Raw genomic sequence first — 25860 nt, forward strand, 5'->3', positions numbered from 1 at the left:
TGGGATCGCCACTAGCGCGGTAGTTGCGCTCACCTGTGGGGTTTCTTCCGTTGGGCGCGGGTTGACCGGCGGGGTTGCTGGCGGGCTGTAGCCGGCGGCCGGTGCTGAACGGAGGGTGCGAGCTGGAGGTGGACGGATACGAGTCCTGCGGCGAGGAGGCCGTTGTCGCTGGCGCTGTTGATGTGGCGGCCCAGTTCGGCGGGTGAGGCCATGAGTCGCCGGTGCGTGGGGGAGTCGTGGAGGGCGAAGCCGTAGCCGAAGTAGACCACCGCGCTATGGCGGGAGCGGGCCGCCTGTCGCCATTGGCTGGAGGCCTGCACGGTCGCGCGGGCGATGACGGTGCCGTCGTCGTGTTCGAGGGTCAGCTGCTGGCCGGTCAGCATGAGGGTGAGGTGCTGGGGTGAGATGAGGGTGGGCTGCGGTCCGGCCAGTCGGCGCAGGCCCTTGTCGCAGGCTCGGTGGACCTGGAGCTCGATGGACTTGCCGGTGTTGGGGGAGGTGGCGCCGACCATCTTGTGGGGTTGCAGGATGGCCAGAGCCTTCGGGCCGGGCAGGAACTTTCGGGCTTCCGGCAGGAGGAGGTCGATGGTGGAGCGTCCGGCGAGGCTGCCGTAGACCGGATCTGTGGACAGCGACAGCACCGCGTGGCAGCGGGCTGCCTCGTAGGCGTCTTTGACTGTTGGATCCCGTTCGAGCGAGGGCAGGTCGGTGGCCAGGATGGCGTCTCCCTCCTCCTGGTAGTGGCGGTGCACCGTCTCACCCATCACGGCCGCCAGCCGCGGCATCAGTCCGGAGTAGATCCGCTCCCACACGTTGTCCGGGTCGTAGGGTTCGGTGAACGTCTTGTCGTTGAGCCGGCTCATCTGCTCCAGGAACCCTTCGTCCTGGGAGCTTCCGTTCATGGCCCGCCAACTGTCGTGCACCACCTGCAGCAGGATGAACCGGGCCTCATCGGTGGCCGTCTCGAGCGCCGGATTCTCGGCGATGCTGGTTTCCTTCAGCAGCCGTCCCAGCAGTTCCACTGCACGCTGTTCTCCTTGGGTCACCCACGTCCAGGCGCAGTGGCAGCCGACGTTGTGCACCAGGTGGTGCAGGGCGAATCCGTACAGTGTGCGGGGGCCGGCATAGGGCAGGAAGTCGCTGAGCGCGGCATCGGCCTGCTCCCACTTGTCCTGTAGGACGAGCGCCTCGATGAGGAGGCGTTTGAGGTCGGCCGTGGCCCGCGACCATGGATCGGTGCTCCTGGTCAAGGCTGTTGCTGCGGCGTGTTCGGCGCGTTCGCCTTTGCTGTGTCCCAACAGGTCCTGGATGGCGAGGAGGTCTTTCGTCGCCTGCGTTGACTCGGTGGGGGGCAGTGCATCTGCCAGGACACGGAAGTCCTCCAGCAGCTGCGCGAGCGCAGGGTCCGGCTCGTCGCGCAGGTGCCTCTGCAGGATCCGCGATGCCTCGGCTGCGAGGTGGGCGACGGGCTCGGGCGGCGGCCCGTCGAGCCGGCGGAGGTAGGACAGCACGGGCAGCAAATGGGCAGAAATGCGGTGGCCGGCGTCGGCCTGCTTGCGCAGCTGGGTGAGGTGCGCGAGCAGGGTGTGCGTCTGGGCGGCCATCCCCTCGTCCGGGTCGCCAGCTCGTGCCAGCCATTCCAGCTCAAGCTCCAGCAGGGCGTGGGCGGCGTCGTACTGGCCGTGAGCATGGTGAAACGCTGCCAGATTGCCCATGAGCAGGGCCGTGTACCCGTCGGCCGTGTGTGTTGAGCGGATGTGCCCGACCAGCGCGGTGGCGTGCTGGGCCAGTTCCCAGGTCCGTTCGGCCTGCCCGGAGAGCAAGGCCCCGCGCAGCCAGCGGTCGGTGTGGCAGGCCACGTGCGCCAGACCCGCAGCTACGTCTGACTGCGACAGCCCCAGGTGTCGGGCCAGGATGTCCTGCAGCACCGCGTTCATCGACACGGTGTCCTCACTGCCGGGAAATGCCTCCTTGCGGGCTGGTAGCGGCTCGTCGTACCGGACAAGGGAGACATCGGTCAGTTCGCGGATGACCTCGCGCACCGGGACCTGCGCCTCGTCGAACACCACCCATCCGGGAGCCGGCGGCAGGTCTGTGGGGCCGACGAACGTGCTCGCCAACGCTAGATGCACCGGTGCCCGGCGCGGGGCGAGCCAGCACAGTGCGGCCACCGTGGCCAGGGTTGGCTGTAGCAAGCCACGGGAGCGGGCACTGCTGATCAGACGCTCGGTGCTCAGCGCGACGGCCGCCGCCAGCGTCCGCGGATACCCGGCAGGCACCAACCGCTCATCGTCCGCGGCCCGGTGGATCAGCGTATTCGTGTAGGCGGGAAGCCGGTCCAGGCCGATACCGCAGGTGACCAGATAGCCGCAGGCCACCTCGATCGCCAGCGGCCAGCACTCCAGGACCTGGGCCAGCCCGGACAGCGACGACGCGTACTGCTCAACCTGGCCCTCACTCAAGTCCAGCCGCAGCTGCACCAAGCGGAGTGCTTCCTCGCTGCTCATCGGGCTCAGATCGATGCGCCCTTGCACACCGTGCCAGTGGCCGCCCAGAGTGGTGACAATGATCCTGCCCCGCCCGCTACGTGGTATCCAGGCACGGGCAACGGGCGCACTGGCGTCGTCGAACACCATTAGCCACGGCCCCGGCAGGGACTGCAACTCGGCATGCACCCGCTCGCGCACCAGCCGCGGATCCCGCACCTCGGCCGGTTCCTCACTGCCGGTCAGATGTGCCAGCACGCGGGCAAACGACGCGACCAAGGCCTCCTCGCTCTCGGCGTCTACCCAGAACACCGCGTCATAGCGGAAGGCCTGATCAGCGATGTGTGCCGCGGCCAGGCTCGACTTGCCCAGTCCCGACAGCCCGGTGATGACACACGTTCGGATGCCCACGGCGCCGTCCCCACCGGAAGAGAGGATCTCTCCGATTCCATCGACGAGATCCGCGCGCTCAACCTCAGGAAGGGGCGGCATCTGTCCGTAGACGATCCCGAGCTCGTGCCGGCCGACAGCTGAGGTCAGTTCCTCGTCGCTGACCAGCACCGACCGGCGAAACTCCCGCACGTCCCAGTGCGCCAGGTCAGGGTCGGCCGCCCGGCGCATGACCTCGGCCACCAAGTGGCCCAGCACCAGCCCCCCGGCCCTGTGCGACAACCCCTGCCCGGCATGCTCCCGTTCGGTGCGCAGCGCATTGTGGAGATCCTCACGCAACTGCCCGTCGCTGCGGCCATCGAACTCGATCCCCGCACGCCCCAGACGTTCCCAGTGCTCCTCGGACAAAGCCTGACAGATACCCCACGCGGTCGGCGCCCGAACCAGAAGCTCCCGCAAGTCCGCTTTGAGCAGAGGAACATCACCGCCATGACGGCGCAACACCTCAGCCAGCCGCAGACATCCTTCGTCCGGCGCAGCCGAGGTGATCAACCGGTACTGCTCGGCCTCGAAACCGGTGACCAGATGCACCAGCACCGTCACCGCCTCTCGCGCCCTCACAGTCCGCCCCGCTCCGGCGCTCTTCACCTGTACCGCCATCAACGAGCGGCCAGCGGCGTCGGCCAGATCGAAATCGACCGAATCCACATGCTGGAGCGACACCGCGTTCCCAGGCCCCTCGATACGGCACCCAGCTGCTTCGCCGTTCCGCACACTGGCCAGCAGCGCTTCCACCGTGCGCAGATACTGGTACTGGAATCCGCGAGCAGCAACCCGCCCACCGTCGAACGCCACGCAAACCCCCTGCGCTGAAGCCGACTTGTCGCCGTAAGACTAGGCACGGGGTCTGACAACGGGTGTCCACACAGCAGGATCTGCGACGGCTTTCGGCCTCAGGTCGCTGCAGGCTCACGCGCTATGGATAGGCCCCCAACTGTGCGGGGAACACGCGGTGGGCTGGATTGGGTGGGCCCAGTTCACCGATAGACCCCCACGCGTATGGGGAAGACGGCGTGAGGGTCAGCCGGTAGGGACCGGCGTACGAAAAACCCCCACGCGTGTGGGGAAGACTAACGACAACTCCCGATTCGTCGACGAGGCCACGGAAAGACCCCCACATCTGTGGGGAGAGCAACTCGCGCAGGCAGGTGTTGACGGCCAGGGTCGACAGACCCCCCACGCGTGTGGGGAGCCCTCGCTGCGGCCACACGGACGGAGGGGTCTGGTGGAAAGACCCCCACGCGTGTGGGGAACCCCAGTTACCCGCCCTCACGCCGTAGATGGCCGGGGAAAGACCCCCACGCGTGTGGGGAACCCAGATCGTGCCGGCCGTTGAGCCGGGCGGCCTCGAAAAGACCCCCACGCGTGTGGGGAACCCCCTCATTCACCTGCGAGTTTGAAGATCAGCCAGCCGATTTTTGCCTACTTTAGCCGAGTTGGCGGGACGACAAGTCCCTGGACTGTCTCCCACGTGCGTGGGGAGAACCTGAAGAGCGTGCTGCTGGCCTGGGCCTTCGTGGACAGACCCCCACTGGCGTAGGGAAGGCCGCGCATCGCTCAGCTCGCCGCCCTGCTGTACGGCTGACCCCCACGCGTGTGGGGAGCGCCCTCGCCCGCCTGCAGGTTCAAAGATCTACGGGACGAGTTGCTCGCTTTACCCGGGCCGATGATACCGGGGTAGCGCGCCTGTGAAAGTGCTTTGCCCCGAGCGGTTGCAGTGCGAGAACGAGGTTTCGGTCGAAAGTCTTGTGGCGTTCGCCTATGAGTTCGCATGCCATGCCGCCGCGCGCGGGCCTCCTATGGGGCAACCGCTCGTACGTGGGGAACGGTGGGCACATGCACGATGGCGTCATGACCAGCAGTAATAGATCCTCACGGAGTGGGGACGTCTCGCCCCGGAGAGACTCCGGCACCGTGGTCGAAGAGCCCGCCCGGGCGGCCGGTGGCCGGGGTGGTGATCACAACAGGGCAGGATGTCTTAACGCAACGGTTCTAGGCGGTAGTTGGAGTGCGGAGGGTGATTGTGGGGGTACGGGAGGACGCCCGGTTCGGTGGGATTGACCTGACGCCGTGGGGCAAGTTCGACCGGGGTCTGCTGGCGGTGTATCCGCTGTTGTTTCACCTGCTGGATACCGCGGCGATCGCTGGTGAGGTGTGGGACCGGTTCTTGACGTGCGGGCAGCGGCAGTTGATTTCCGCAGGGCTTGGGGTGGCGGTGGCGGAGGCCCGCTGCCTGGTGATGTTCATCGCTGGCCTGCATGATCTGGGCAAGCTCTCTGCTTTCCAGGAGCAAGAGGAGCATCCGTGGGCGCGGGTGAGCGAGGCGCTGCGCGCGGACACTGCTGGCTGGCGGCGCATGCGGCATGAGCGGGCTTCCATGCACGGTGTGCTGCAGCTCCTGGCGGAGGCCGGTTACCCGGTCGGCACCTCGGACAGCCCTGGGGTGCGGGTGGCGCAGATGCTGGGCGGCCATCACGGCCGGTTCCTTCAGCTCGACCTCGACGGTGCGGCCCAGGCGGCGCGGGTCAATGGCGCGTTGGGCGGCCCGCTCTGGCAGGACCTGCGGCGCCGCTACTTTTTCCTCCTGCGGCACCTGACCGGTGCCACCGCGGTGCCCGCCAGGGTCTCGGTACCGGCCGCGGTACTGATCACCGGTGTCGGAGTTGTCGCGGACCGGCTGGCCAGCCAGCGCCACTACTGGCTGCCCAAGGCGCAGGCGCCCGCCTTCGGTGCCGGCGAGCACTACGCCCAGGCCGTCAAGGATGCCGCGGCCGTGCTCGACCAGTCGGGTCTGGCCCGCATCACCCTGCCCGACACCTCGTTCGCCCAGGCCCACCGCGGTGTCGCGCAACCGAACGACCTGCAGGCCTCCCTGATTCGGCAGCTCACCGCCGTCGTGGGGGAGAAGGGGCCGGGCATCGTGGTGGTCACCGATGCCACCGGTGGCGGCAAGACCATCACCGCTCTGGAAGCCGCCCGTATCTTCAACGCCGGGGGCGATACGGCTGGCATCGTCTGGCTGCTGCCGACGACCGCCACCACGGACGCCGCCTACGACGTGCTTGAGGCGTATGTGGCCGCGCACCGCCCCGAGCATGCCCCGGTCTCCCTGGTGCACAGCTACGACTATCTCAACACCGCCTACACCGACCACCGCCTCGCCGCCCACGAGCCGTCCACCACCGACGAGTTCTGGCCCGACGATCTCGGCGGTGGAGAAGGCGACGGGGAGGGGACGGCGCAGCGGCCCGAGAAGCGGGTGACCGTGCCGGACGGCTGGCTGCGCGGCTGGGACCGCGCGCTGCTGGCCCAGTTCACCGTCGCCACCGTCGACCAGGCCCTCATGGCCGCGCTCCCAGTCCGCTTCAGCATGCTGCGCCAGCTGGCTTTGTCCGGGCGGACCGTCATCGTGGACGAGGTGCACGCCCTGACCCCGTTCATGCAGCAGATGCTGGGCCGCCTGCTGAACTGGCTGGGGGCACTGGGCTGCCCCGTCGTCCTGCTGTCCGCCACCCTCCCGGCCCGCACCAGCAACGAGCTGGTGCGCAGCTACCTCGCCGGAGCAGGCCACTCCCGCACCGTGCTCGCAGACCGGGACTGGACGCCCGCCTACCCGGGCTGGCTGTTCGCCGCGGCCGCCGACGCCTCACTCACCCGCATCGACCCGCAGGCGGCCGACGAGCATGCCCGGCGCTTTCGCCGCACTGCTGAGATCCGTCTCTACCCGGTACGCCACGACACGCAGACCGACCCCGGCAATGCGCCCGCCCGCGAGAGCCGACTCGAGCGCATCACCGCCGAGATCGCGCCCGTCGTTGAGAACGGCGGCTGCGCCGTCGTGGTGTGCGCGACCGTGGCCGACGGACAGCGCACCTACCAGCACCTCCACGACATGCTGGACTGGCAGGGCGGACCTAACGACCAGCTGGTGCTGCTGCACGCCCGCCTGCCCGGCCACCAGCGAGAGACCCTTACCCGCCATATCCGCAGCCGCCTCGGACGCACCGGCGAACGCCCCGCCCGCCTCGTCGTCGTGACCACCAGCCTTCTCGACATGAGTCTCGACGTCGACGTCGACGTCATGGTCAGCGACCTCGCCCCCCTGCACACCCTCCTGCAACGCCTGGGCCGCCTCTGGCGCTTCGAGCACCTGTGGGGCCCCGCGTCCAGCCGCAGACCCGCCTGGCTGCGCCGGCGCACGCACGCCCGGCTGATCGTCCTGCAGCCCACCGGCCATGAGGGCGACACGCTCCTCCCGGCCGCCTGGCGCACCCTGGACCCTCCCTTCCTGCCCCACGCCACCGCCGCCTACCTGGCCCGCCAGCCCGAGGGCACCCTCACGCTCAACCTGCCCGACGACGTCCACCACCTGGTCGAAACCGTGCATGGCGACGCCGAAGACCTCGCCCGCACCGCACCCGCCCTCGAACACCGCTACCGCGCCTATCAGACCCGACGCCGCGTCGAGGAACACCGCAGCGCCCTGCACCTCATCCCCACCCAACGACACACGCTCGCGCTGGCCGACCTGCACCGACAGCGCCTTAACGCCCGCGACGCCGCCACCCGCCTGGGCATCATGCCCCGCCGCCTCCTGCCCCTCTACCGCACCCCGGCCGGCCGCTTCGCCCTCGATGCGGACGGCGCCCAGCTGCTCTCCCTGGACCGGGAGCCGACCCTCGCGCAGATCCGCACCATCCTGCGGCACACCCTGCCCGTTCCCGCCGCCTGGGTCGCCGACCTGCGCCGCGAACATCACGCCCCCACGGCCTGGCAGAAGCACGCCCTGCTCGCAGACCTGGTGCTGCTGCCGCACACCGCCGCCCACCCCCACGAGGCCGTGCGCTTCGGCCGCCACACTCTGCGCCTCGACCCCGTGCTGGGACTGGTTCACGGCAGGGAATGAATGCCTCGTCGCCGGCCGTGCGAATGTGTCGTCTCTGCCAGACAGCTGACCTGGACGTCCCACCCCGTCCGCCCCGTTCTGCGAAAGCACGTGCGGTCAAGTGCGCACGGAGCCAGGCAAGTTGCGCTCTTGAGCCGGTGATGACGACTCAAAAGAGGTGGACCCGCCGGTAATTAAAAGGTGAACGGTGTGGTTCGGAGAACTGTCGGCGCTGGCTAATATGGAAATGTGGCAACGGGGCGCACGTTTGAACCCGTCGTCACGCATTCCCTCCTGCGCTGCCGCGTTGGTAAGCACCGCACCCCCTGGTGCTCTACCGGCGGCAACTCCGGTCTCCTGGGCGCGACTTGACCGTCGCCTGCATCCTTACCGGACCGGCGGCCTTCTGCTGCTGCCTGGTTGCCGTCACACGACGGACCAGCCCCAGTACTGACAGGGAAACCCTCTCCCTCACCGTTCCCGCCATTTCTTCTGCCCGGCATTTGGAGCGCCTCTGTGCCTGCGCCGTTATACCCAACGGACAAAGAGCCCTGTATTCCCGCCCTGTTCCTCGACGGGCACCAGGAATACCTGGGATGGCGCGAGCTGCTGCTGCGCGCCCACGAAATCGAGGATCTGGCACTGCCCCTGCCACCGGCAGCCTCCGCGGTGCTGCGCCTGCTGATCGCGATCGTGGCCCGCACGACGGGGCTGGACGATCCGGAGATGGGCGTGGGGGAGTGGGCCGCCCGCCGCCGCGCGCTGCTGAAGGAACCCGACGGCTTCGACGCCGACGCGATCCACGGCTACTTCGAGAAGCACACCTGGGACCTGTTCGATCCCGCACGGCCCTTCCTGCAAGACCCCAGGCTGGCCGTGCAGTGCAAAGACCGGGCCGGAGTCAACAAACTGGTCTTCGGCCGCCCAGAGGGCAACAACCTGGCCTGGCTGAGCCCACACACCGACACCGACCCGCAGCCCGTCCCCAGCGCACAGGCACTGTGGCACCTGCTCATCCACCACTACTACGGCGCTTCCGGCACATGCTCCGTGCGCGCCATCGGAGACCGGCGCCTCGGCAACGCAACGGCCGGCCCCTTACGCTCCACCCTCTCCTTCCACCCCCTGGGCCGCACCCTGTACGAAACGCTCCTCGCGGGCCTGCCCAAACCCGCCGACCACTGGCCCGACGCAACAGACCGGTGCCCGTGGGAAGAACCCGAACTGCCGGACCCACTGGCACCGCCGCCCGCAGTGACCTGGCCGGGCCGGCTGCTGACCGGCCGCTCCTGCCACGCCCTCCTCCTGATCCCCTCCGCAGACGGCCGACAGGTCACCGACGCCTACGTGACCTGGGCGACCGAGACCAAACTCCTCGCCACAGACCCGTTCCTCATCCACCACCTCGACACGAACAAACCCGTCAATGAACGCCACAAGCCCCGCCGCGCGGACGCCGACCGCGCCCTGTGGCGCGACCTGGACGCCCTCCTGCTCGCCGGCGACGAAACCTCCACCGTCCAACGCCCCGACGCCTTCACCACTCTCAACGACCTGCCCCCCGACCTGCGCGCCCGCCTCCGTGTCCGCGTCCACGGCTTTGACCAGGAAGGCCGGACCAACAACCGCACCTGGTACACGGCCCTGACCCCGCCGATCTGGCCCTGGACACAGGAACACGACCCGGACACCGCGGAGAGGATCGCCGAATGCCGGATCGCGGCCGAAGACATCGGCACACGCCTGGACGAGGTCTCCCGCCAGGCCTGGCGCACCGTCACCACACCCTCCACCGCAACCCACCGCAGCTCCAGACCCCCCAAACGGCTGCCTGCATGGACGAAGCAAGCCCGCGCCGCGTACTGGCCCCGCGCCGAGACCGTCTTCTGGCGCCTGCTCGAGCACCCCGACCACAACGCACGGGCAGCGTTCGCCGCCGAGGCCGTCGCCGTGCTGCAAGACGTCACCCGCCCGGCGATCACCCAGCACTTCCTCACCGCCCGCGCGGTCGCCGCAGCGGTAACCGAACTGCGCCGCCCGCCGCACCCCACCCCCCGCCGCACCTCCTGACACCCCCTGCCGGCCACCGCCTTCACCAGACGCCCTCCGCACCGAGGAACTCCCCTTTGCCCACGCTCACCACCGCGCAACGCCGCGCCCACTACGACGACTTCGTCGCCGAGGTCATCGAGCTGTGCTCCCTCAACGGCGTCCGAGCCGACCTCGCCTCCGGCCGGGGACGCCCCGTCGAAGAATGCGAGCGGATGCAGAAATACCTCTCCGCCCGGACCGCCCGCTTCGGTGCCCGCCGCGCGCACTACACCGTCGCCAGCCTCATCGCCATGCAGCGCCACCTCGCCCACGAAGACGGCCCCTACACCCCGGAGTCCGCTCACCCCGCCCCCGACGGCCCAGCCGACGATCCGCTTCTGCCGGACATCGAGAACGCCTCCCAGCGGCAGGAACCGCTCCGGGCGCCCGCCCCGGGCGCCACGGCGGCAGACGATCCCGCACCAGGGCAGAAGACACCCGGACCGCACTGGCGGGCCCGCCCGAATCTCGGTACCACTCTGGCCCTCGCCGTGGGCCGCCACGGCTTCAAACAACCCCGCATGGACGACCGCGTCAAAACCCTCACCCGGCTGTCCACCCCGCTGCTGCACCCCCGGCTGTGGACCCTGGCCGCCCACCTGAGCAGCCGTCATGCCGCCCGCCTCGACTTCGCCGTCCTGCTGGAAGACCTGGCCTGGTGGGACGACGACCGGTTGCACACCGCCGCCCGCTGGCGCGATTCCTACTTCCAGACCCTCGACCGCCTCGCGTCCCAGGAAGACTGACATGACCCCCTACGCACCCGCCCGCTACATCGACCTGCACGCCCTGCACCCGGTACCCGCCTCGCTGCTCAACCGAGGGGAGGACGACGAGCCCAAGACACTGCTGCTGGGCGGCGCCGTCAGAGGGATGGTCTCCTCGCAGGCCTGGAAGCGGGCCATCCGCCTCATGCTGGAGGAGGAACTCGACGAACACGCCGCCCGCACCCGCATGCTTCCCCTGCGCGTGGCCGACGCCCTGAGCGAGACCGGCTGGCCGGCGGAGCTGGCCGCCTTCGCCGGCGCCCAGATCGCCCGCTCAGCCAGCAGAGAGGGCCTGAAGACCGAAGAAAACCAAGGCGGCATCACCTCCGCCCTCCTCTACCTGCCGCGCGACACCCTCTCCGACATGGTCGACCTGTGCCAGGAACACCGACCGCAGCTGGAAGAGGCCCGCACCCAAGCGGTCGCCGCTGCCGCCGAGTCCAAGGGCGGCCGCAAAAAGCCCAAGGACAGCACCGTGCCCGCCGTCCTGCCCACCCGCACGGTCGCATCCCTCATCAAGCGACGGACGGCCACCATCAACCTGTTCGGCCGCATGCTCGCCGAGCTCCCCGGCGCCCACGTGGACGGCGCCGTGCAGATGGCCCACGCCTTCACCGTCCATCAAAGCGACCCGCAGCCCGACTACTTCACCGCCGTCGAGGACTGGGCCGCCCCGCACGACACCGGCAGCGCGCACCTGCAGACCGGCTTCTTCACCACTGGCATCCTCTACCGCTACGCCACCGTCAACCTCACCGAACTCACCCGCAATCTGGACGGCGACGACGACCAGGCCCTGTGCCTACTGGCCCTGTTCACCGAGGCGTTCATCGAAGCCCTGCCCCAGGCGAAGAAGACCTCCACCGCCCCGCACACCCTGCCCCACCTGGTCCACTACGCCATCCGCGACCGCCGCCCGGTCTCCTACGCCGCCGCCTTCGAACAGCCCGTCAAACACGCTCGCGGCGGCGGCCACACCCAGCCCGCCGTCCACGCACTGTCCCAGCACGCCGACGCCCTCAACCGGCTACTGGGCGACCGCCGCCGCATCACCCATGGCTACGCCACCCTGCAAGACACCCCCGTCGACCACATCGGTACCGCCCACACCTCCTTCCAGGACCTGACCGACGCCCTCACCAAAGCCGCCGCCCAGCCGTCCCCCTCACGGTCGGCCGCATGAACGGCATCCTGCTGCGCCTGGCCGCCCCGCTCATGGCCTTCGGAGAACACGCCGCCTTCCGCTACCGCGACACCGTCGCCTTCCCCACCCGCTCCGCCCTCATCGGCCTGTTCGCCGCCGCCGACGGCCGCCCTCGCGAACAGGCCCTGACACCCGACCCGGCCACCGGGACTGTCCCCTACGCCGACCTGCGCTTCACCGTCCGCATCGACCGACCCGGCCACCGCCACACCGATTACCACACCGCCGGCGGAGGCCGCCCCCACAAACAGGGCCTGTCTACCAGCAGCGGCAACTACCGCAGCCAGAAGGCATCCACCTTCATCAGCCACCGCGTCTACCTGGCCGACGCCGTCTTCACCGTCGCCGTCCAAGGACCCGACCCGCTCCTGGAAAAGATCACCAGCCGCCTGGAGCAGCCCGCCTTCGCCCCCTACCTGGGGCGCCGCGCCTGTGCCCCCGACGAACCCCTCGTCCTGCGCGGCCCGCATCCCGACCCCGTCCACGAACTCCTGACCCGGGCCCCGCTCAGCCTTCCCGCCCCACCCCGCCCCGAACAGGACACCGTGCCGGCCGACTTCGTCTGGGAGCACCCGCCTGTGCACACCCCTGCCGCCAACGTGCACCGCGAACTCGCCGACGTACCCGTCGACTTCACCCCCACCCGGCGCTTCCACCACACCCGCCGGGTCTGGCGCACCACCGAACAGCTGCCCGCCACCCTGTACGCCGCCCAGCCCACGATCAACGCCCTGGCCGCCTACATCCAGCAGGACACCCCCCGATGAGCCTTCAGACCGAACCCGACACCAGCACAACAACCCTGATCCGCATCCACCTCAACCTCCGCAACCCCGACGTCCGCCGCGACCTGGCCCACCCGGGCAGCCTGCACAAGACGATCATGCTGCTGGCCCCCGAAGGACTGGGCGAACACCCCCGCCAGCAGGCCGGACTGCTCTTCCGCCTCGAACACGCCACCCGCCACACCCCGCCCACCCTGCTCGTCCAGTCCCAGCTGCCGCCCGACCTCACCCGCCTGCCCGCCACCTACGGCAGCGCCGAAACCCGTGACCTCACCCCCATGCTGACGGCCCTCACCCCCGGCCGACGCGTGCGCTACCGCATCACCGCCAACGCCAGCGCCCGCCGCCAATGCACCGACAGCGACCCCTTCTTCGACACCGAGACCAAACCCCGCCACACAGACGTACCCCTGCACGGCGACGACGCCCTCACCTGGTGGAAGCGCAAAGCCACCCACGCAGGACTCGCCCTGCACAGCACCGCCCTCACCCCTGTACGCCGATCCCGCCACCCCGTCACCAGACAGCACGGCGGCGACAAGCAACCAGACGTCTTCCGGCACGCACTGACCCGCTTCGACGGCCTCGCCACCATCACCGACCCCGACCAACTGCGCCACGCCGTACTCACCGGCATCGGCCGCGGCAAGCCCTACGGCGCCGGCCTGCTCTCCCTCGCCCCCGCCTGACCCACCCCCACCCACCACCCCAAGGAAGATCCCGGACCCCGTGCCCGCCACGCCCTCACCCGACGGCCCCTACGACACCACCTCCCTCCGCGCCGCCGCGGTCCGCCGCCTGCTGCGTCTGCGCGACACCGAACGCCTGACCCACCACGACGTACGCACCATCGCCGACGCCTTCACCGTCCACTGGCGCACCGTGCGACGCTGGATGGACAACGCCGGCGCCCACAACGGCACCTACACCCCCCAAGGCCGTCGCCACTTCACCCTCACCCCGGCCATGCACGAAGCCCTGGCCCAATGGCACGGCAACGTGGCGAGCGCCTACCTCGCACTCGTCGCCGACGGCCACCTCGGCACCCCGCCCCGGGCCTCCCAGGCCACCTTCTACCGCGCCGTCAACCGCGAACTCAGCGCCGGGCAGCGCGCCGCCCTCAAGAACGGCGAAGCAGGCCGCCGCCGACACGACGTCCACGCCCTACGCCCGCACGGCAACCGCAACGACGTCTGGGAGACCGACCACGTCGAAGCCAGCGTCTTCGTCAACGTCGACGGACACCGCAGCAAACCGTGGATCACCTGGTTCATCGACCACGCCACCGCCGTCATCTGCGGCCTGGCCATCACCCCCCACCAGCCCAGCCAGGACGCCATCCTGGCCGCCGCCCGCGACGCCATCCTCTGCACCGATCACCACCGGCCCTTCGGCGGCATCCCCCGCAAGGTGAGAGTCGACCGCGGCCGTGACTTCCTGGGCAAGTGCGTAGCCGAGGCCTTCCAGAAGTTCGGCACCGAACTGATCGTCCTGCCGCCCTACAGCCCCCACCTCAAAGGCACCGTCGAAGCCATCAACGGCGCCGCCAAGCACATGCTGTTCAAGGGCCTGCCCGGCTACGCCCACACCCCCCGAAGCCGCCGCGACCGCCGCGGACAGCCCCTGTGGGCCCTTAACGAACTCCTCGACTACGAAACCTTCGTCACCGTCGTCCTCGACTGGGTGGACTGGTGGAACAACGACCACACCATCGCCCGCCTCCACCGGCGCACCCCCGCCCAGGCCTGGCACGCCGACCTCACCCCCATCGACACCCTCGACCCCGGCGACCTGCACACCTACACCCTCAACGACGCCGGGCCACCCCTGAAAATCACCAGCAAGGGCGTCCGCTGGAACAGCGCCTACTACGTCGGCGAATGGATGCACGGCCACGGCAGCGCAGGCGAGATGGTCCGCCTGCGCCACGAACCCCACCACTACCACCGCGTCGAGCTCTACGACGCCGACACCCTCACCTACCGCGGCCCCGCCTTCCGCAGCGACGAGATGAGCCCCCGCCAAGCCCGCGCACTGCGCAACGCCCGCCAGCGCGAAGCCGACCGCTACGCCGCCAAAGCCCGCCGCGCCCGCAAGAACGCCAAACCCCGCTACGCCGCCACCAGCGTCGCCGCCACACCCGAGCCCCTCAACCGGCTCACCGCCAGCCAAGCAGCCGCACAGCTACGTCAGTTGCAGACACCGGAAGCAGACCTGCACATCGAGGCCCGGCCCGACCTCCTCAACCGGCCCACACCCTCCTCCACCCGCTGGACCAAACCCCTGCCCGACCCCAAGCCCCAGGACACCGAGTGACCCACCCGACCACCACGCCCGAAGGCCAGTTGGCCACCGGCCCCAACTACCACTACATGGGCCTGCCCGGCGCCCGCGCCATGCTGACCGACGCCAGCGCAGAGACCTACGCCAACCTCGTCACCACCCTCAACGCCGACGCAGGCAAGGGCGCCATCATGTGCATCCACGGCGGCGTCGGCCTGGGCAAGACCTTCGCCGTCAACAGCCACCTCGACGACCTCGCCCCCCACACCACGCTCCGCATCAAAGTCGGCTCCGCCAAAATCCAGGCCCTGCGCGCCGCCCTGTACAAAAAGCTCGACCTGCCCGGCGAGGCCCCCCTCAACAGCACCCGCTGCGAAGCCATGCTCAAAGAAGCACTGTCCGACACCTCACGCGTCCTGGTCGTCGACGAAGCACAGTGGCTGGACACCCGGACCTTCGAATTCATCCGCGAACTCTGGGACGACGAGGACACCCGCCTCGCCGTCGTCCTGGTCGGAGCCGAAACCTGCTACCAGAAAATCAAGAACCGGCCGGCCCTTGACTCCCGCATCCTCATCTGGCAGCGCTACAAGCCCCTCACCCCCGCAGAAGTCCTCACCGTCATTCCCCAGTACCACCCGCTCTGGGCGGACGTACCCACCGACGAACTGCTGTGGATCGACGACGCCGCCTGCCACGGCAACTTCCGCCAGTGGGCCAAAATCACCTACCTGCTCTGGGAAGAGCACGGCGGCCCCGACACGAAGGGGCACACCGCAGATCCGCCACACCAGCCCACGCCACACGACGCGGCCGCACCGTTCCCTGCCCCTGCCTACAGCCGGAACCTAGTGCGCGCCGTCCTCAGCCGCCTCGACCCCACCCAACGCCACACTGACTGAACGGGGCCAGGGTTGATGACCCCGGAATTCTGGCTGCACCAGCGGTACGGGAATCCCGCGACGCTGACGGCTGCCACGCTCATGCCCCCACTCCCGGTGGCCGTCAGCGTGGGGGGAGTGGCCAGCACATCCATCCGCGGTGCCGGGCTAGGACAGCCCGTCACAACCAGCGCGCTACACAGGCCGGTTGATGCAGATGTCCGGGTGCCGGGCATCAACTTCACTCCTAGTGCAGCGTTTTGACCGACTCTCGCCTTTCCTGTGTTGAGGACCGCCAGTGGGCGGGTGCCGTAACCGGCGGATGGAGACGGTGTGGGAACACTGACTGACGTGACACCAGTACTTGCCGCCGCAGCTGCCGGTCTGGCAGCCCGGCATGTCGGCGGAGCGCACGCGTGAGAGCTTCTCAAGGAAGCGGTCCGCTTCCGCGAAGCGGTGCGAGCTGAGCGGGAACGGCATGCTGGGCTGGTGGCCTTGGTGGAGCGCCTCCCGCCGGGCAACCGTCTCGTCGTGCGACAGGAGCTGGGTGGCCGTCACAGCATGGAGATCCGCACGGAGCCTCGCCCGCCGGCGCCCACTTCGAGAACGGCCTCCTCGTTGAACGAGACGAGACCCTCGCAGTGTGATCCACCTCAACTGATCCACAGGTTTTGACAATTACTCCGACACCAACGCGATGCGCTCTTCTACCGTAGGCCGTCGCGCTGACGGTGCCTTGTGAAGCCGGTGCAAGACCTCAACGGAGCACGGTGAGCAGGCAGTCGGTGACAGGAAGACGTGGCTCGCAAGCCACCACCCGCACATGGTGCGCCGTCACTCCGGGCGCCAGCCTGTCGCGTACTTCTCGTACAGAGCCAGAGCGGCCGCAAGGTCCTCGTTCAGCTCGACCGTCCCCTCCTGCAGGGACTGGTGCAACAACGCGACGGCTTCGGCCAGATACACCTCCCCGCCATAGACACTCACCAGGGAGTCCCACACGAGCCGCTGCTCGGTCCGCACGGCCACACTACCCATCGTCTGGCTGTGCACCGGCGCCACTCCGCTTTCCAGCAGGCGCGCGACCACGCGGGCATCGAAGACCGGCTCAAGGACGGGAGAGCCGTCTGTGTCGGCTGTTGCCACAAGGACCGTCCGCAGCAGCATCCGCTCGTCGGCAAGGTTCTCGGGACGGGCCGCGTGGAGCTGGGAAAGAAGTTCCCGCTTCAGCAACCGGGCGGATTCCTCCGGGATCAACCCCTGCTTGTCTGGACGGCCCGCAGCGATGTCGAGCAGAAGGACCTTCCCGTACAGGCTCGGGATGCCGTGGAAGAGGCTGCGGACGGTGTGGTCGGCCACGTCGCTGCTGAGGTTGCGCAGCAGAACGCTCACCGGGCTCAGCACCGCCCATTCACCACCGAGGGAGTACATGCCCGAGGAGCCCAGCCGGATCCGCGGCAGCTGCCGCACCAGAGCCGCGGCCGTCGGCAGCACCGTTTCCTCAGGTACGTCGCGACAATGGGGCACCAGACGCTTGAGCGTGTCGTCCAGCAGGGCGTCCGGTACCTGCCCCAATGCCTCGTCGAGCATGCTTTCGTTGCCGATGCAGGCCACGACCTGGTCGGTGAATGCAGCGGGTGCCCGTCCGGCCGGCAGCTGGCGATGGAGATAGAAGTCCAGCACCGTGCTGCAGGCGACCCGCCGGTCCCGTTCCCAGGTCGGGATCCAGTCAGAACCGTAATTCTGGCCGCCGAAAATCCTGTCGGCGGCGGGGAACAACAGGCGGATGACCGGCTGGGCGTGGCCGTTCAAGAGGCCGGTGAACTCTTCCACGAACGCTTTCTCACGCGTTGGCCGGTCCGTTCCGGGTCGGTACATCGTCTTGGCTGGCGTCAGCAAATCCGTGGCGGTATGCAGCATCGCGTGCGCTGCGGGGTAGCGCACGCGAAGGGCCTCAAGCGCCAGAACGTCGACCAGATTCACCTCCAGACCCAGGCTTCGCACGGTCAGTGGCACCGATGCCAGGTACCGCTTCACATCCCGGATGGTGGAGAACATTGGGAGAATCACCTGTACGAGTACGTCCGGCCACCGCGCCGCGTGGAACGGTCCGGACTCGATCCCGTCGAGCGCCTCGGTCAGTCCTTTGGCGATGACCGGTGAGAGTGCCTGCGAGGGCAGCGGCGGCACCTCCATCGACATCTTCACGATCTTCTCGAGGTACGTGGCCCCCCTGACCGCCTCATCCGTCAATGCCGCCTCCACCACTTCGCGGTCGAAGCACAAGACGTAGACGATATTTGGAAACGAGCCGGTCAGACGCACCAGACGGAAGAGGTCGCGGATCTCCTGCTGCGACAGCCGGTCAATGTCATCGATGAACACCACAATCCGCCCCGGCAGCGCGCCCAGGAGTTCAGTCAGCTGCGCTCGTTGTTCATGGACGGTTCCCTGCTCCTCACCAAGGAGCTTCGACGTCCCCGTGGCGACAGCGCCAGCGCCGTCCAGGACGGCGCTGGCCCCGGGGACGAATTTCAGCGGCGACAGGGCGGCCGAGTACTTGCCCAGCCGTTCAGCGACGGTGCGGCCCGCGCTCTTGAGTTTGTCCTTCAGACGGCGTCCGTCCCGCAGCTGCGCGGCAAGTTCATCGAAGAAGAACCGTATGAGCTGGTCGGTGCCGGAGAAGAACCAGGGGTTGAACTTGACGACTTGCACGTCGTTGACCGTGTCCAGAGCGCTGCAGGTGAGATTCGCCAGCGACGTCTTGCCCGAACCCCACTTCCCCGTCAGAGCTACAACTGCGCCGTGCTTCGCGGACGTTCGACGGATTTCCGCCGCGAACGCATCAGCCAGGTCTGTCCGCTGCAGCAAGTCCTGGCTGGCGTCATCGATCGGTTCATCTCCGTTGAGGAGACTGCCGACATTGATCGATGCGTTGTCCGTCATGCCCCACCCGTTCTTGGTCCTGGAGCAAGCGAGCGTAACGTTGTCCTCTGACAGCGAGGCGGTGGCCAAACACGTCGATGTCCGGGATCACTGCCTTGATGTTGCGTCTGCCCAGGTGGGCGCAGGTGGCGCGGGAGGAGTACGCGGCACTGTCATCGAAGCACAGGACGCAGACGATATTCGGGAACGAGCCAGTCAGACGGCTGCTCTGTCGCCACTGAGGTTCATCCTCCGGGGCCGGCGTCGGCGTAGTGGTTCGCTGTCACTTCGCCTCTGCTGATCCGGCACCGCTTCACGCGGGACTGCTCCTGGCTCGTGGAGGAACTGGCCGTAGGTTCACGGTGTGCCCCACTCGCGCAGCGCCTTGAAAACGGAGTCACTGTCGAGTTCGTGGCCTCGGTCCAGACTCTTGAGGAGAGCTGTGGAACTCGTCATGCGGTCGGGGTAGTACAGCTCGGGTGCCAGGCACGCGGGGCAGTCGCTCAGGAGGCAGAACGGCGAGAGCGGGAGGGGTTCGTCGTTGGGGGAGATGAGGTAGAGCCGGTCGTCTGCCAGAGGGTGTGCCGTGTCGAAGGAGACCGTTGCGAAGTCGGGATGGTCACCCATCAGGGCCAGGCCTGATACGCGGAACTTCCCGGCGGCAGGCATCCATTGGAGCCGGTCGGTGTGAACCCATCGGGTGTGGGCGAGGAATGCGCATCCCGACAGGCTGCTGAGCATCAGCGGTTCGATGCGCCCAAGGCTCTTCTCCAACTCGGCTCGTGTTCGGGGGCCCGCACCGTGCCGGATCTTGTTGCGGAGCTCGACCAGTTGGTCGAGATCGGCGACCAGGCCTTTCCTGCCCTTCTTACGAGCTGTTGCCTCGACGAGGCCAGCGGCGGGGTCACCGTGCTGACGTGCGTCTTCGGCCACTGCCCTGACCACCCCCACCCAGTGGCCGAGGGAGACACCACCCCGCTCAACGGACTGGCTCCACTGGGCGATGGCCGGCAGATCCTGACGGCCGCGATCAGCAGCCAAGGCAAGGGCCATGATGCCCAGAGAGAGGATCAAAGACTCGGCGCACTGGATGGCCGCCTCGTGTCTTTCTGCCAGGGACAGGGAGTGCCGGAACTTGCGGACCGCACGGGCTACAGCGTAGGGGTAGGAGTCCTGGAACAGCTTGTAGGGCTCGTTGTGTCGGCGCAGGTTCTGCGCGGTCAAGGAGCTGATCGCGGCGGCGTCATCGAGCCGCCCGCGGCGGGTTGAACCCGTTCCGCTTTCGAAGATCCGCATCCGCATCCGGTGGAGGTCGTCCTGGATGCGTGCGGCTTCTTGTTCCCCTTCGTCGAGCATGGCGAGGGAGGCGCGGATTTCCGACAGGTCGCCGTCACACTTGGGAATCCAGATGTCGGCCATCTCGCGGGCCTTGATACGCGGGATGGTTCCGTACTTCGGCAGCTGCTGCTCGGCCAGGGGACTGGACAGGTAGGCGATCACGTACTCGTGGGGCAGAACCTCCTCGGTGAGCCGGATGACGATCAGGCCCTGGCCGGGCTGCACGCCGTCGTATTGGCTCGGCACGCACGTCCAGTAGCGGATACCGGCGAGATCCCGTCCGACGATGTCGCCCTGCCGCAACCGGCGAGGGGGTTCGCGCTGGTCCGCACGCAGGGGCAGGTCTGCCACATCCGGCAGCGTGCTGGTCAGCAGGGTGGGGGGCAGAATCCGTCGGCGCCCCTCTGTGTCCGTCGCATCCGGTTCCTCGTCCAGATCGGATCTGCGCACAGACCCGGGAAAGATCTCAGCGAAGTCCCCCAGACGAATGCCTTCTTGAGCTGCCCGCTGCATCTCATGTATCTGACGGAATCGCTCCAGCGACAAGTTGTAGTCCTCCGCGGCGATCTCCGCGCTGGTCACGCAGAAGCTCTGCTCAGACCGGGCACGCCGGCGCTCACTGCTGTGCCGCAGCCGCCAACGCCGCATGAGATCCGGGAGGTTGTTGCGCGTGTGATCGACGGTATCCAGAACACTGTCGGGAGCCAGCCCGAGCTTGTCCTGCGCCAGCAACGGCTCACGCCGGTCGTCCAGGCTCCAGCCGTCCGCCGTGAGATCGTAGAACCACACGCTGTCTGCCTGCCCGGCGTCCTTGGTGAAGAACAGGATCGCCGTCGACACACCCGCATACGGCCTGAAGGTGCCGCCGGGCAGCTTCACCACAGCCTTCAGCCCGTGCTGGTCCACCAGCAGGCGCCGAAGTTCGATGTGCGCGGAACTCGAGCTGAACAGCAGCCCGGCAGGGACAATCACGGCCGCGCGTCCCCCTGGCCTCAACAGCCGCAGAATCATGGCGAGATGAAGAAGCTCGGCCTTCTTCGTACGAACCATCCCGAGCAACTCCGGTGCGACAGCCTCGTAGTCGAGGCTGCCTGCGAACGGGGGATTGGCCAGGACAACCGAGTAGCGCTCACTCTCCGCTCCCGGCGCCTTCCGCCAGGTTGTCCCGGTACCGCAGGTCAGCACCCTCGAAGCCCTGAAGAGCCAGCCGCATGCTGCTCAACCGCAGCATGGTCGTGTCGAAGTCAGACCCGTGGATCCTGCCGCGCTCTGCCGCGCTCCGCTGCGCGATGTCCGGCTCGGATCGGTGGATAAACCGAGCCGCAGCAGTGAGCAGACCCCCCATGCCGCAGGTCGGATCGCACACCTCGTCGGCAGCTCCGGGCTCAGTCATCGCTGCCATCAGAGCTGCCAGATGAGGAGGCGTACGGAAGGCGCCGAAGGGACCGGCCGTTGCGACCCGGGCGAGCAGGTGCTCGTACAGACCGCCCGCGTTGGCATCCCCGGCCGTGAGCACCTCCTCGAGAAGGCCCACAACCTTGGCGAGGAGACTGGGGGTCGGGATCGCGAAGCGAGCATCGTTGACGTGCTGCGAATAGGCCAGCTCGGCGAAAGCGTGGCTACGCAGCCAGGGAAACACCTCGTCGGTCATCGACGTATACATGCGTTGAGGCGTCAGGCGGATGAGACGGGACCAGCGCAGATGCTGCTCGTCCTGAGCGAAGACAGGCGCCCTCTCCGGTGCTTCCTGCCGAACTGCCTCCAGCTCCCAGAGTTCCTGCACGCCGTCTAGCTCACGGAGATACAACAGATGGGATATCTGCTCCACGATCTCCAACGGACTGGAGACTCCCGCTGCCCAGAAGGCGTCGAAGAGCCGGGTGGTGGTACGCATGAGACCGTCGTTCATCACCTACCGGAGACTATCCGCCGGGTGATTGCCGTCTCTACGACGGCTCTACCTTCAGCGGCCAGCCGAGAGCGGCAAGTCCTGCCGGCCCGGCAATGTGCACACGCTGCCTGTTGCCGGTGGTGTGCACGATGTTGGTGACTGGTGCCGCGGTGAGTAGGAAATGCACGAGGCGTCCCGGAGGGGGGGGGTCCCACAGCCGCATGCCGGCGACCTGCTCTCGTCCTGGGGACGCAGCGAGCCTGCCCCACTACCTCGGCAATCTCAGCCCCGCGAGATTCATTCAAAGATGGCGACGTTCATTTGCGGTGGGTGCGTGGACAAGGAACGGAACGAGTACGAGGAGCAGTGGACGGTCCTCCAACAGCCCCGGCCGGACTGCTCTTCGAAGTCAAGCGTGCCCAGGCGGCAAAGACGAGTTCGGTGCGGTGGGGTGGGTGTTGATCCATGAGAGGCCGCCGAGGTCGAGGTGCTGGCGGGCGCGGGTGACGGCGACGTAGGCGAGGCGGGCGTCGGTGTCGTTGACGGGTTCCGGGATGGGGTGTCCCTGGTCGTCGTGCTGGTCGGTGTCCTTGGGCGGTGGGAAGTCGTTGCCGATTTGGACGGTGGGCCATTCGCGGCCTTTGGCGGTGTGGGCGGTGGAGACGGTCACATCGGCGTGGGTCTCATCAGAGAGTTGGTCGACGGCGGTGAGGATGGCGTCGGGGCCGTGGGTGTCGACGAGGTCGACGAAGGGCTGCAGGTCACGACCGGCGGGATCGTAGACGGCGTAGTCCTGCAGTTCGCCCCAGGAGGGGAAGAGGACGAGTTCGGGGTGGGTGGTGCGGCGGCCGTCTTTGAGGTCGCGGGCGGCGAGGGCCAGCGCAGCGAGCTGCTGTCCGCCTCGGGTGAGGGCGACGCGGTGGCCGGTGGCGAGCAGGCGCATGACTTCGGCCATGGCGCCGATGTTCGTGCGGCACAGCACCGCGTCCGGCCGGTCGAGGTTGCCGACTTCGGTCGCGATGGTGTCGGTGCCGGTCAGGCGGATGGGCGCGTCGGCGAGCGTGAGCCAGCGGTTGGCCTCTTCTGCGATCGGGGGGCCGAAGCGGAAGGAGCGGGTCAGGGTGAGGGGAGTGGCGTCGAAGCCGGTCATCACGTCCCGGGCGCCGCGCCAGCCGTAGATGGCCTGGGCGGAGTCGCCGACCATGACGAGCTGGACGTGGCCGCGCTGGGCGGCGAAGACCTCCTCGAGGACCGGGTTGGTGTCCTGGGCCTCGTCGAGGAAGAGGAAGTCGGCTTCGATCGTGGGCTCGGTGAGGGCCCACATTTTCAGGTAGTGGTCGTGTTCGAAGCGGACCACGCCCCGCTCGGGGTTGTGCAGGTCGGCCCAGGCTTTGAGGGCGAACGGCAGGACCTGGTGGGCGAGTTGGGCGTGCCCGGCAGGTGTGTCGAGGCCGCGCATGCGCGGCACGTGGTGGCGGGCCAGGGTGCGGTCGGCGGAATAGCAGTAGTGGGTCACGGTGCGCACCACGGAGTGGGAGAGCGCCCGGGGGCTGATCTCGTGATCGCCGATGCGGACCGGCCGGGTGATGCCGAGTGCCTGGCCGGTCTTCCATGCGGGCTGGCGGGGGCTGTTGAGCCGGTTCGTGAAGCGGTGGCCGAGGGCGGCGTAGGCCGTGGCATGGGCGGTCTTGCACCGCACTGTGCGCGGGAAGCGGGTGGCGGCATCCCGGGCGATGTCTTTGTTGAAGGCGAGGTAGCGGCCGCGGCGGCGGGTGCTGTCGGCGAGCAGGCCGAGCGTGCTGGTCTTCCCCGTCCCGGCGCCGGCCTGCAGGACGAGATGGTGACCGGCCCGGAAGGCATCGACGGCATGGGCCTGTTCGTCGGTGGGCGTGTGCAACAAGGGCTCCGAGGCAAAGGGATCGAGGAACGGAAAGTGGGATCTGCAACCGCTGTGCCGGGGGTGTTGCGGGGGAGGAGGGGTTACGGCGCTGTGCGGGTGGAGTGGTGCTGACGGCCGTACAGCAGGCCGGACACGCAGGCCAGTACTTCGTCGGGCGTGTGGTGGGCGAGCAGGCTCTCCAGCCGGCCCTCCAGCCGCCGGGCGCGTTCCTGCTCGTCCCGAGCGAGCGCCGCGGTCACGCGACGGCGGAGCACGTCCTGGGGCCTCCGTCCCAGGACCGCCGCGGCCTGGTGCAGGGCTCTGTCGGCGGCGTGGGTGAGCGTGACGTTGAGCAGGACCTGACCGCGCCCGTCTGGGTAGTGCGTGGTCAGGAAGTCGATCGGCAAGCGTGTACCCAGTTGACGCCGAAGCGCATGCAGAGCGCCGCCGGGACGGCGTGTGCTGTGGACCGCCATCAGCCGGCTGCGGTCCGCGTTCGCGGCCAGGGGCACGCCGCAGCGCGCATGCCGGAGTTCGCCGGGGGGTGGCGGGTCTGGTCAGGGTGATCTCGACGGCGTGGTGCGGCGTCACGGCCGGGCCTCCTGCCGAGCGCGGCCCGTAGACCCGGGGCGCCGGGCGGGGGCGGGCAGTCGGCTGTGGATGTGCTCGTGGTGGCGCAGTGGGTCGAAGGGCTCCCACTCGGCCACCGCCAGGTCGGCGGCCGTGGGCGAGGCAGCGTGCTGCGGGCAGCGCTGGGCGCGCCAGCGCAGCTGCTCGGCGTAGGGAACGCGGCCGAGGTCGTAGACCGCCATGACCTCAGCGGGCAGGGCCAGTTGGCTGCTCGTCGCGGTGGCGGGCATCAGCATCCAGGTGCCGCCGGGGGTATCGGGGGCGAGCAGTGGGCTGGTGCAGCGGTGGCGGCGCCGGGTCTGGGCGACACACTGGATCTCATCCACCGGCCGGGCAGCGAGGTAGCGGACATACAGCAGCTGCACGATGGGCCGGGCCGGGCGGCAGGCGGACGGCTGGGGCGCCGGGCTCTCCGGCGAGGCCGGGGGAGGGGTGAAGGCGCCTGCGTCGATCAGGCGGCGGGAACGCACGGCCAGAGACCGGCGCAGCCCGGCCAGCTCGCGGGGGGACGGGGGAGTGTCTCGGGCGGGACAGACGACGGCGTGCGGCAGACGGCACCAGCTGCTGCCGTCCCCGGCCGGGTGGGCGACACCGGAGCTGACGTGCCAGCGGCAGGCGACGGGCACCCTGGCGGCCGGCAGTTCGTGCGGATGGAGGCGTACCGGCCGGCGGTTGCCGCAGTGGTACCACTCGATCCGGTTGCCGCACTCGCGGCACCGGTCGCTTTGGCCGCAGCGCAGCAGCCGGCTGACGCCGTCGGGGGTGACCTGCAGGGAACGGCGCGTGCGGTGGGCGAGGACCGGGCTGCCGTCCCAGTGGCGGGAGGCGGGAGGTGTGGAGCGCATGCGCGTGAACCTGCCAGCCAACACGCCGCATCCGGGGCGGCGCTGCCGCCGGATCCCCCGCCTGGCCGCACGCAGTGGAACTGGAGCGCGAATGGGCGGTCGCGTGTTTGAGATGGTCTCGCCGGTTCGGGTGATCCGTGGCGGCCGCTCGGGCGGGGTGTCAGTCTCCGCCGGACCCCGGTAGGTCGTGTCTGCGGCACAGGGTGCTGAAGAGCTCGTCGAGCGGGGTGTCCAGGGCGTGGGCGAGGGCGTGCCAGGTCTTCAGGGTGCCGATGGTGCGGCCCTGTTCGATCTCGATGACGGTGCGTCTGGCCAGGCCGCTGCGGGCGGCGAGCTCGTCGTAGGTCCACCGGCGCGCGGCCCGCAGACGCGCGAGTTCCAACCGCAGCGCGTCGAGGTCCGGATCGGGCGGCAAGATCGTCACCCGTCCATCCGACGGTGCAGACCCCTGCCCTGTCAGTGCAGACCTCTGCCCTATTTTCCCAGGTGGCAGCGGCCATCGGAGGGCAGAGGTCTGCACTAC

Annotated in this window: 16 protein-coding genes; 8 read left to right on the top strand and 8 right to left on the bottom strand. The window is 68.7% G+C overall.

The annotated features are described in order from the left end of the window. Positions 1 to 29: 29 nt before the first annotated feature. On the bottom strand, positions 30 to 3731 hold the full coding sequence (locus tag OIC96_RS49545) for a hypothetical protein (protein WP_330301547.1): 3702 nt from the start codon (positions 3729 to 3731) through the stop codon (positions 30 to 32). Positions 3732 to 4959: 1228 nt separating this feature from the next. On the opposite strand from OIC96_RS49545, the gene cas3 reads away from it, so the two are divergent. The 8 genes from cas3 (at position 4960) to OIC96_RS49585 (ending at position 15853) form a co-directional block, all read left to right on the top strand. Further along, positions 4960 to 7842 (top strand): CRISPR-associated helicase Cas3', encoded by a 2883-nt coding sequence (gene cas3, locus OIC96_RS49550; protein WP_330301546.1) that lies wholly within the window; start codon positions 4960 to 4962, stop codon positions 7840 to 7842. Between the two features lie 495 nt (positions 7843 to 8337). Further along, positions 8338 to 9891: a type I-E CRISPR-associated protein Cse1/CasA gene (gene casA / locus OIC96_RS49555; RefSeq protein WP_330301545.1), complete on the top strand. Its 1554-nt coding sequence runs from the start codon at positions 8338 to 8340 to the stop codon at positions 9889 to 9891. A 56-nt stretch (positions 9892 to 9947) separates the two neighbouring features. Further along, positions 9948 to 10658 (top strand): type I-E CRISPR-associated protein Cse2/CasB, encoded by a 711-nt coding sequence (locus tag OIC96_RS49560; protein WP_330301544.1) that lies wholly within the window; start codon positions 9948 to 9950, stop codon positions 10656 to 10658. Between the two features lies 1 nt (position 10659). Further along, positions 10660 to 11862 (top strand): type I-E CRISPR-associated protein Cas7/Cse4/CasC, encoded by a 1203-nt coding sequence (cas7e, locus tag OIC96_RS49565; RefSeq protein ID WP_330301543.1) that lies wholly within the window; start codon positions 10660 to 10662, stop codon positions 11860 to 11862. Next, a complete protein-coding gene (gene cas5e, locus OIC96_RS49570; protein ID WP_330301542.1) occupies positions 11859 to 12650 on the top strand; it encodes a type I-E CRISPR-associated protein Cas5/CasD in 792 nt (263 codons plus the stop codon). Before cas7e ends, cas5e begins: the two co-directional genes overlap by 4 nt. Further along, a complete protein-coding gene (gene cas6e, locus OIC96_RS49575) occupies positions 12647 to 13357 on the top strand; it encodes a type I-E CRISPR-associated protein Cas6/Cse3/CasE (RefSeq protein ID WP_330301541.1) in 711 nt (236 codons plus the stop codon). Before cas5e ends, cas6e begins: the two co-directional genes overlap by 4 nt. 40 nt (positions 13358 to 13397) lie before the next feature. Then, positions 13398 to 14984, top strand: a complete 1587-nt coding sequence (locus tag OIC96_RS49580) for a Mu transposase C-terminal domain-containing protein (RefSeq protein WP_330301540.1) — start codon at positions 13398 to 13400, stop codon at positions 14982 to 14984. Beyond that, positions 14981 to 15853, top strand: coding sequence for an ATP-binding protein (locus tag OIC96_RS49585; RefSeq protein WP_330301539.1), 873 nt, complete (start codon positions 14981 to 14983; stop codon positions 15851 to 15853). Before OIC96_RS49580 ends, OIC96_RS49585 begins: the two co-directional genes overlap by 4 nt. An 813-nt stretch (positions 15854 to 16666) precedes the next feature. Here OIC96_RS49585 and OIC96_RS49590 read toward each other — a convergent pair. From OIC96_RS49590 to OIC96_RS49620, 7 genes are all read right to left on the bottom strand, one after another. After that, on the bottom strand, positions 16667 to 18775 hold the full coding sequence (locus tag OIC96_RS49590; protein WP_330301538.1) for a KAP family P-loop NTPase fold protein: 2109 nt from the start codon (positions 18773 to 18775) through the stop codon (positions 16667 to 16669). Between the two features lie 336 nt (positions 18776 to 19111). Then, entirely contained in the window at positions 19112 to 21277 is a 2166-nt protein-coding gene (locus OIC96_RS49595) for an HsdM family class I SAM-dependent methyltransferase (protein WP_330301537.1), read from the bottom strand. Continuing rightward, entirely contained in the window at positions 21222 to 21986 is a 765-nt protein-coding gene (locus tag OIC96_RS49600; RefSeq protein WP_330301536.1) for a class I SAM-dependent DNA methyltransferase, read from the bottom strand. Before OIC96_RS49600 ends, OIC96_RS49595 begins: the two co-directional genes overlap by 56 nt. Positions 21987 to 22392: 406 nt before the next feature. Next, on the bottom strand, positions 22393 to 23880 hold the full coding sequence (locus tag OIC96_RS49605) for a UvrD-helicase domain-containing protein (RefSeq protein ID WP_330301535.1): 1488 nt from the start codon (positions 23878 to 23880) through the stop codon (positions 22393 to 22395). Between the two features lie 83 nt (positions 23881 to 23963). Next, positions 23964 to 24269 (bottom strand): hypothetical protein, encoded by a 306-nt coding sequence (locus tag OIC96_RS49610; protein ID WP_330301534.1) that lies wholly within the window; start codon positions 24267 to 24269, stop codon positions 23964 to 23966. A 180-nt stretch (positions 24270 to 24449) separates the two neighbouring features. After that, a complete protein-coding gene (locus OIC96_RS49615) occupies positions 24450 to 25337 on the bottom strand; it encodes a DUF6083 domain-containing protein (protein ID WP_330301533.1) in 888 nt (295 codons plus the stop codon). A gap of 160 nt (positions 25338 to 25497) precedes the next feature. Continuing rightward, positions 25498 to 25761, bottom strand: a complete 264-nt coding sequence (locus tag OIC96_RS49620; protein WP_330301532.1) for a helix-turn-helix transcriptional regulator — start codon at positions 25759 to 25761, stop codon at positions 25498 to 25500. Positions 25762 to 25860 lie beyond the last annotated feature (99 nt).

This window comes from Streptomyces sp. NBC_00775 (genome assembly GCF_036347135.1).
Classification (GTDB): domain Bacteria; phylum Actinomycetota; class Actinomycetes; order Streptomycetales; family Streptomycetaceae; genus Streptomyces; species Streptomyces lutosisoli.

Excerpts from the sequence above, each read along its gene's own strand:
- cas7e (WP_330301543.1), top strand. The coding sequence starts at position 10,660 with ATGACCCCCTACGCACCCGCCCGCTACATCGACCTGCACGCCCTGCAC.
- cas5e (WP_330301542.1), top strand. The coding sequence starts at position 11,859 with ATGAACGGCATCCTGCTGCGCCTGGCCGCCCCGCTCATGGCCTTCGGA.
- cas6e (WP_330301541.1), top strand. The coding sequence starts at position 12,647 with ATGAGCCTTCAGACCGAACCCGACACCAGCACAACAACCCTGATCCGC.
- OIC96_RS49590 (WP_330301538.1), bottom strand. The coding sequence starts at position 18,775 with ATGACGGACAACGCATCGATCAATGTCGGCAGTCTCCTCAACGGAGAT.
- OIC96_RS49600 (WP_330301536.1), bottom strand. The coding sequence starts at position 21,986 with ATGCGTACCACCACCCGGCTCTTCGACGCCTTCTGGGCAGCGGGAGTC.
- OIC96_RS49615 (WP_330301533.1), bottom strand. The coding sequence starts at position 25,337 with ATGCGCTCCACACCTCCCGCCTCCCGCCACTGGGACGGCAGCCCGGTC.